The following is a 1389-nucleotide window of genomic DNA, read 5'->3' on the forward strand; positions in this document are numbered from 1 at the left end:
CCGTGGGCGGCGGGGGTCACGTCGGGACTGGCCGGCGCCGGGGAGGTGCCGGCCGGCTCGACGGTGCGTGACCACCTCCGGCAGCGCAACAGTCGCTGCGGTGGGGGTGGTGGGTCCGCCGCCCGGGGCCCGGGTGGCGATGCTGGCAGCCGCGACCAGGTCACGGTGCCCGGAAAAGTGGCAGTGCCGACAGGTCAGCGTCCGCCCGCGAGGTTTCGGCACCCGGCGCCGGCAGGCGGGGCAGGTCGAGGACGTGCCACGTTCGTCGACGAGGCGGACGATGATGCCCGCGAGAACGGCCTTGTCGGTGAGGACCTGGATGAGCCGGCCGATCTGCCACTGCCGTAGCCGCAGGTTGTGCCGCCGCCCCGCGGGTAGGTTGAGCACCCCGCGCGGGTCACCGACGTGCAACACACCCACCCGCTGCTGCTGCGCCCACGCGATGACCGTGCGGGCGGCCTCGTGCTGGGCCTGGCGGACCCGCCGCCGATGCCGGCCCTCCACCAGCCGCGCCCGACGCCGGTACTTGCGCCACCGTCGTGACCCCCGCTGACCCGGCTTCGGGGCCCGACGGGCCACGGCCCGGCGACGGCCTTTGATGTCGGCCAGGTGCATCCGGTGCTCGGCACGGATCGCCCGCCCCGACACCAACAGCCCCGCGCCGTCAGGGCCGGCCACGGCGTACGGGTGGATGATCCCTAGATCCACCCCAGCCACCCGGCCCATGTCCGGCTCCTCACCTGGAGGATAGGCGGCGATCGGGACCTCGGCGGTCACGTCAAGGAACAAGCGGCCACCCTCGCACAGCAGGGTGATCGACCGGATCTGCTCCACCGGATACGGCAGGTCCCGCGCCAGCCGGACCCACAACGGCAGGCCGCCTGTGGCGGTCGGGATGCGCACCCGGCGCCCGTCGAGGCCGAAGGTGCCGTGATACCAGCGCACCGGCATCAACCCGCGCCGCCGTCTCGGAAACCGGGCCGACACGTCACCTGCCGCGCGTCGTTTCGCGGCCGCGAACCACGCATCCGAGAACCGACGCAGCACGGACCGGGCGCCCACGGAGTTCAGTTCCCCGAACGTGCCCGGCCCGGACACCGCCAACTCCCGACACAACTCCTGATAACCCGCCAGCGGCGTGTCCCGGCGGCGACGTCGCCACCCGTTGACCTCCAGCACACACGCCCACACGTCACCCGCCGAACGCAGCAGACCGAAACACCGCCGCCGCTGGCCCGCTGTCACCCGCAACCCCACCCGAGCCGTGCAATGCACAACCCGCGGCGCGGCAAGATCCCGACGGCGAGGCACAAACCCCAGCCAACACCACCCCTACGACAATTCCCCGGCCCTGACCAACCCGGCGAACGTTAGTGGCCACCGCACTAG

General features: G+C 72.8%; 1 protein-coding gene. It reads right to left on the reverse strand.

Annotated elements, in window-relative coordinates; genetic code table 11:
• Positions 1-1311, reverse strand: a 1311-nt coding sequence (locus AC1WTP_RS34380; protein ID WP_481653372.1) for an RNA-guided endonuclease InsQ/TnpB family protein, incomplete at its 3' end; no start/stop codon positions are given.
• Positions 1312-1389 lie beyond the last annotated feature (78 nt).

It is taken from the genome of Micromonospora sp. R311 (genome assembly GCF_056780015.1).